This window comes from Paenibacillus sp. OT2-17 (assembly GCF_009827695.1).
Taxonomy (GTDB): Bacteria; Bacillota; Bacilli; order Paenibacillales; family Paenibacillaceae; genus Paenibacillus; species Paenibacillus polymyxa_B.
Genome location: NZ_WUDQ01000175.1, coordinates 1 through 6,927, shown reverse-complemented (window position 1 = coordinate 6,927; position 6,927 = coordinate 1). Strand labels below are relative to the sequence as shown.

Annotated in this window: 5 protein-coding genes; 2 read left to right on the top strand and 3 right to left on the bottom strand. The window is 47.8% G+C overall.

Going from position 1 to position 6,927, the window contains the following annotated elements; all coding sequences use genetic code 11:
- The 3 genes from GRP75_RS16430 to GRP75_RS16420 form a co-directional block, all read right to left on the bottom strand.
- On the bottom strand, positions 1-1,126 hold a 1,126-nt coding region (locus GRP75_RS16430), incomplete at its 3' end, for a S8 family serine peptidase (RefSeq protein WP_160789825.1).
- A gap of 516 nt (positions 1,127-1,642) precedes the next feature.
- Positions 1,643-3,424, bottom strand: a complete 1,782-nt coding sequence (locus GRP75_RS16425; RefSeq protein WP_160789824.1) for a SulP family inorganic anion transporter — start codon at positions 3,422-3,424, stop codon at positions 1,643-1,645.
- Positions 3,425-3,453: 29 nt separating this feature from the next.
- Complete coding sequence (locus tag GRP75_RS16420) at positions 3,454-3,783, bottom strand: ArsR/SmtB family transcription factor (protein ID WP_013311437.1); 330 nt, start codon at positions 3,781-3,783, stop codon at positions 3,454-3,456.
- A gap of 546 nt (positions 3,784-4,329) precedes the next feature.
- On the opposite strand from GRP75_RS16420, the gene GRP75_RS16415 reads away from it, so the two are divergent.
- Complete coding sequence (locus GRP75_RS16415) at positions 4,330-5,787, top strand: RtcB family protein (RefSeq protein WP_029515647.1); 1,458 nt, start codon at positions 4,330-4,332, stop codon at positions 5,785-5,787.
- A gap of 1 nt (position 5,788) precedes the next feature.
- A partial coding sequence (locus tag GRP75_RS16410; protein ID WP_160789823.1) for an ATP-binding protein occupies positions 5,789-6,927 on the top strand: 1,139 nt, incomplete at its 3' end.

Below are 6,927 nucleotides of genomic sequence, written 5' to 3'. Positions count from 1 at the left end.
CAGGTCCACCGCCCCAAGAGTTATTCACCACATCCGGTGCAAGCTCAGGGTGCTTTTTACCGTTTTTATCTACAGGAGCAAGAATCCACTGTCCACCGTCCAGTAAGATGGAGTCGGTGGTATCTGGATTGAATACTCGAACCGCAATCCATTTGGCGCCGGGAGCAACACCGATTTCATTCGTACCGTTGCTGTCCGAGCCAACGCTCGTCCCCATCGTATGTGTACCATGTCCATTTGAATCAGTTGGCAGCGATGCTCCATTAACCGCATCATACCAGCTCAGTTCTGGATTAACGACCTGGCCGGAAGCGTTCAGACCACGCCATTTTCTTTTCAGTGCCGGGTGAGTATATTCAACGCCTGTATCCAGATTGGCGACAACAATGCCTTTGCCGTCAATGCCTTTGGCCCAAACCTGTGGTGCTTTGATTTTAGAAATATTCCACTCGACACGGCTTGGCGTTACCGCATCCTTATACACGGATTCTTCCACCGATTTTTGCGCATTCTCTTCCGTCACAGCCGTATCTACAGCGGCTTGATCTGCAACCGCTTGGTCAGCTGTAGATTCCTCAACTACGGGCTGGGCATCCTTATCTATTTCTACCTTTTGCAGTTCCCGCTTTTCATCCGGTAAAATTTTGTCGATCTCAGGAAGTGTGGCGAGATTATCCATGACCTCTTTGGTGCTGGTTACCGCAAATGCGTTCACGATAAAGTAACTCTTGTATTTTTTGACGTTTCCGTTATTGGCTTCCTTCTTTAAGTATTCTTCCACGGATTGTTGCGTTTTTTCTGCTGTATCCATGAGAGAGTTCACAACCGTTGTACGTACAGAAAGCTTAGCAGCAGCGGGTGAAATTTGCTCTGCAGAGGCCTTTTGGAAAGCATGCTTGGCAACTGACTCCGTATCCACCTGATCCTTCAATTTAACCAGATAGGTGACATACTCACTGGCACTGAATTGTTGGTTCAGCTTGGCTGAAACCTTGGCGGAAATGGTTGATCCTCCTGCTGAGGTGGTTGTGCTGGAATCTCCATATACCGGAGAAATTAGAGAAAAAGCAAGAAGAGCGGTAAAACTGACCGACAGCGTCTTTTTGATATTTTTCGACTTAATCAATACTTTCCATCTCCCTTTACTTGGTTTTTTAATTCTCAAGGACAGCCTCCGAGTAGCTACGTCAAAAGCTCACAAAATAGCCTCTGGTACTCACCTCCTTTAAAAAATATAGATTCCGCTGGGGTGAAATCCATAGGTCATCATTCTGAGGTGAATAACCCTTGGTGCAGACCGCAAAGAACGAGCATCGGGTAGGAACAGGTGAACAAGTTTGAAAATAGTAAGTGAAAAAAATGAAGAAAAAGGTAGGGTAAGAAACTAGAAGTGATCGAGGAGGTTGATAAGTAAGTATTAAAATACAATTTAAAACAAAAGAATGAAACATATGGTATCTTTTGAATCTAGTATAGTGTCATAAAATCAGATATTCAAGCATTTTTTTGAATTTTATTCCTTTTTTTCTTTAAGAAGAGAAAAATCTCTTCCATTTTCGAAGCAAATGCAAGTCTTCATTGTGCACTTGGTTTCGGAGATTAGAAGAGATTTTTCGGCATTCCGCAACAAATATAAAGAGTGTTATCTGCCGCTATTTACAGGTATGGGAACCGAAACGGCTCCATCTGGAAAGGAAGATTTGGCTTGCTGCGATCTGCGGCACAGACTCGTACATTCTCGGAAAGCCATTTGCCTGCATCCACAGCAATGATCCTGATTCACCAGCGCAAGGGCAGCCGTAAGGGCCTCTCCTGTATGTTCGAAAAAATGCTTTTGTCCAATCATGTCGTAGCATCCGGTTTTCTGTAGTAATGCCAGCGGTTGAGGCTGGAGTCCGGAAACAAGCACCGTCCCGCCAGACTGCCGGAATTTCTGAATTAATGCGGTAAAGTTACCTTCTCCCGTCATATCCATAAAAGGGACCTTCCCCATACGCAACAACAAAATCCCTTGTAGGTGGTCAGTCCGACCTCCCACACCTGAATTTTCCAATACCGAGGCTGCACCGAAAAATAAAGGGCCTTCCACATTGTAAATAGCCACCTGTGGACAATCATGCTGATCTGTGACCATATGGGCTCCTACTTTTTCATGTTTTACAGAAGGATCAGGAAGTACCTTATCTACTGAAAGTGTACTGCTCATACGTTTAACAAACAATACAACTGCCAGAATTAAACCTACCTCCACAGCCGTTGTCAACGTCGTAAAAACCGTCAGCAAAAAGGTGACAACCAGTACAATAGAATCCGCTGTCCGCGTTTTGAGAATGTGCGCAAAATGCTTGCGCTCACTCATATTCCACGCTACTACCATCAGCACCGGAGCCATACTGGCCAACGGAATATTAGATGCATAAGGTGCGAAAAGCACCAGAATGAGGAGCACCACGAACCCATGTACGATGCCTGACATAGGAGAAACAGCACCGTTACGGATATTTGTGGCGGTGCGGGCAATTGCACCTGTCGCAGGAATACCGCCGAACAGCGGTGTCAGCAAATTAGCAATCCCTTGTCCAACCAGTTCACGATTGCTGTTATGCCGAGCTCCCGTCATACCGTCAGCTACCACCGCTGAAAGCAGAGATTCAATAGCTCCCAGCATTGCAATAACAAGTGCTGGCGGCAAGAGTTTCACGATCAAATCCCACGTCATCACAGGAATATGTAGCTCAGGTAAAGATGCTGGAATTGCGCCATACGCAGATCCAATGGTAGCCACCTGCCCTGGAAAAAGTAAAGCTGCCACCAGCGTTGACAAGAGTAGGCCAACCAGTGAGCCGGGTATCTTAGGCCATTTTTTAGGCACCAAAATAAGCGCGGCAAGACAGATACAAGCCGTCAGGATACTGTATACATTCAGTGAAGGAAGTCGATGGATGAGCTCTGCCATGGAAGGCAGAAAAGTTTCATGCCTCTCTACCCCGCGCAAGCCGAGAAAGTTAGCAATCTGACCGCTGAATATCGTCACGGCAATTCCGGCTGTAAAGCCAATTGTTACTGGCTTGGGAATAAACTTAATCAGTGCCCCCAGCCTTAGCACACCCATTAAAATGAGCATAATGCCCGCCATAAAACCGGCTATGAGTAGGTTCTCATAACCGTATTGCATGACAATAGCCAGCAAAATCGGAATAAATGCACCAGTAGGTCCTCCGATCTGGAATTTGGACCCTCCCAGCAGCGAAACCAAAATCCCCGCAACAATGGTCGTATACAGCCCATATTCCGGCTTTACTCCTGATGCAATGGCGAACGCCATACCGAGCGGAATCGCCACAATCGCTACAATACTTCCGGAAATTAGATCCTTTCGCAAAGCCCCTGCGTTATAGCCTTCGAACCTTCCTATCCACTTCATTCCTATAACCCTTCTTTTCTGTAATAGCATTACTTCTCGTTACGTATACCTTCCAGCAACGAGATAGCTTCGACCAAATGATTGTCAAAAATCCGCCGCGCCACCGCAAGCAGCTCCGTCAAAAGCGGATCACGTAGTGAATACACAACCGATGTACCTTCCTTGAAGCTGTTCACCAAATTTTTGGCCCGTAAAACGGCCAATTGCTGCGATACGGCAGAACCTTCGGAACCGAGCGCAGTCTGCAGCTCGTTCACATTCCGTTCTCCTTCACTCAGCACCTCCAAAATGCGGATGCGCAGAGGGTGAGCCAATGCTTTGAAAAAGTCGGCCTTAAATTTCTGGAGATCTCCTTCCATGCCTGCTCCGTCCCCCTCACAGAATTGTCCAATAAACGATCAACAATATCTGAATATTTGAATATTCAGTACAATAACAGCTTTAGGCCAATTGAACTATGATGTTACTCACACTTCACCATGAGTAAAGTCACATTCTCCCACACTTCTATCTTTCAGGGGTTGACAGCTTCCACAGGTTTCCATTAACATAGCAATTAACTTTAAGAAAAGGGGGCCGACAGACATGACCGAGCTTTATATGATAACGACAGACAGACAGCATGATACAACCACATATTTGAGTTTTCGTCTCATCGGCCCCGTTCGGGCGACATGATGGGTGATATCACGCTGTCTGACGGCGTGATTAGCCAGGCTTTTTTATTTTTTTATGCTATTGGAAGAACAGGTTATTTTACGTATTTATGATGTGTTGATCATAAAATGTAATGACACTTTCGGTGCAGGAAGCCGTAGACGACAAGTCTGCGGTTTTTTTTGTTTTTTAAATCTTTTTATGCAAGTATTTATGAATTTACATGAAGAAGGGAACTACCCATTTATATGAATATACAACATACAACCGACTCGTCCTTGCATGAAGGACCATACAGCCATCTGATGAAGCTTCCGGCAGGTGATCTGACCGTATATGCTTCTCAGCAACTGTTCTCCTCACTAGATTACAAGGTGTTCGAGATGGCTAATAACAATTTACAAATTCCAGGTATCCGCTATATGGGATACACACCAGATGTACATGTAGGCGTCGGAACCTGCATCGGTACGACTGCTGTATGGGGAATGGAGGACGGCTATGTATCTCCCTCCATCGTTGGCAGTGATATTGGCTGCGGCATGCGCGTACACCTGACCAATTTGCACAAGGATGCTTTGAAGGAAACCAAGCTGCGCCGCAAGCTGGTCAAAACCATCGACAAATACTTGCCCATGGAAGCCCACCAGCGCGGGCATTATTCGGATATCCGACTGGAGCATATTGTACGCAAGGGTCTACACGGCTTACCCAACAAATATATTCCGGACAGCTACACTCCTAAGAAATCCACCTCACTCACCCATGTAGAGCACAGTAAGTTCTCCTTTGACGAGGAGGTGCTGAATCTTGTCGAAGACCGTACATGGCATCGGGCTCACCGACAGCTCGGCACACTGGGTGGGGGCAATCATTTCGTCGAAATTCAGGCGATTGAAATCGCGGAGGAAAACCGCGAAACAGCTGAAGCGTGGGGTATGTTCGACGGTCAGGTGGCTGTGATGATTCATTCTGGATCGCGGGCTTGGGGTGGAGCAGTCAGCCAGGCCAGTTCATCTGCTATTGCCAAGACGATGAGCCGTCTCGGACTCGGTACCTCTGACCCGAGACTGGTATTCGCACCGCTGGACCATCCCGAGGCTGCACATTATGTCGATATGATGTATTCGGCGCTAAATTATGCCGTGGTGAACCGACATCTCATCGCATACTCGGTGCGTGAAGCCTTCCGCGATGTCTTTGGTACAAAGTGCGAGTTGCGTACTTTGTACGATCTAATGCACAATTATGCTTGGGAGGAATCCCATCCGGATCACGGCAGCGTGTTTGTGCATCGTAAAGGTGCTACGCGTGCTCTTCCAGCAGGACACCCTGACAATCCGCGGCCTTATCAGGCGACAGGGCATCCGGCCCTGATCCCCGGCTCTATGGGGACAGCCTCTTATATTATGGTAGGTTTACCGGGCGGTCAGGATAACTTCCACTCCATTTGTCATGGAGCAGGCCGTATTCGTTCGCGTTCTGCGACCAAACGACTCGTCAGTGTGGACGATTTTGCAGGGGCCCTGGGTGTAGGGACAGACGACGAAATTGTGGTCAATCAGGCATCGCTGGAAAGCATTATCGACGAGTCTCCACAGGCCTACAAAAATGTAGATGATATTATCGAAAGTGTCACCGGGGCAGGACTCGCAGCAGTTGTAGCCAAATGCAAGCCGCTAGCCGCCCTGAAAGGAGCCAAATAATTTGAGTATAGACATCCCAGCTATTTACGAATTTGATGAACGTACAGATGGGCGCATTACCGGTTATGCCGCTTATGCCCGTCTGATCGACGGTATCAGTGAAGCACTCTATAACCGCTACGGCGTAAAATACGTGCTGTATGCCAGCGATGATCCCAATATTGAGTATTGGGATTTACTGGAGGAGGACATTCGTGCAGGCAGTCCCGATCTGGAGCATGTAGCACGGGTCTTCGATCGTCTGGAGGAACGCACCATCCAGTATGACGATGACGGGCCGACTCCTGAATATGGCGTGCATCTGTCGATGCGTAATAATGTATTCGCCTATCCCAAGTGGGGCATCGCGCTGGCGCGAGTTCCCTTTTTCCGTGAGAATGGCGTGTACAATGAAGATTACGTATTTGCGATAGGCGACCAAGAGCTGCAAGGCTTCCTCGCGGGAGTACGCGGTCGTGAACGTAAGCAGAATATGAAGCGTGTCACCGTTTTTACCGACACAAGCCGTGGACTTTCTCGGCAGGCAGAGCCGATAACCCGCGCAATTACGCGGGATGACGTGATTTTGAAAGCGGAAATCAAACGGGATATTTTCCGATCACTTGATCAGTTTTTTGAAGCGGATCGTACCTTCTATCAGACTTATAACATTCCTTACAAGCGTGGTATTCTGCTATACGGCCATCCGGGCAACGGTAAAACAACACTTGTAAAATCAATTGCCAGCAGTGTACCGGGTCCGGCAGCCTACTGGCAAATTACGGAGTATACAACCAGTGAATCGGTCAAAGAGGTGTTCGAGGCGGCTACTCGCCTGGCCCCGATGGTACTGGTTATTGAGGACATTGATTCCATGCCTCAGGAGGTGCGTTCTTTTTTCCTGAATACCCTCGACGGTGCTACATCCAAGGAGGGCATCTTCCTGATCGGAACGACCAATTATCCCGAAAAAATCGACCCAGGTCTGATGAACCGGGCAGGGCGTTTCGACCGGGCTTATGAAATCAGTTTGCCTGACGAAGCGCTGCGACTGGCGTATCTCAAGCTGCGCAACTTCCTTGTTTTTGCAGGGGAAACAGGTACACAGAAGGCGGCATCCATGACTGACGGGTTTTCGCTGGCACAGCTCGGAGAACTGTA

Excerpts from the sequence above, each read along its gene's own strand:
- GRP75_RS16425 (WP_160789824.1), bottom strand. The coding sequence starts at position 3,424 with ATGAAGTGGATAGGAAGGTTCGAAGGCTATAACGCAGGGGCTTTGCGA.
- GRP75_RS16420 (WP_013311437.1), bottom strand. The coding sequence starts at position 3,783 with ATGGAAGGAGATCTCCAGAAATTTAAGGCCGACTTTTTCAAAGCATTG.
- GRP75_RS16415 (WP_029515647.1), top strand. The coding sequence starts at position 4,330 with ATGAATATACAACATACAACCGACTCGTCCTTGCATGAAGGACCATAC.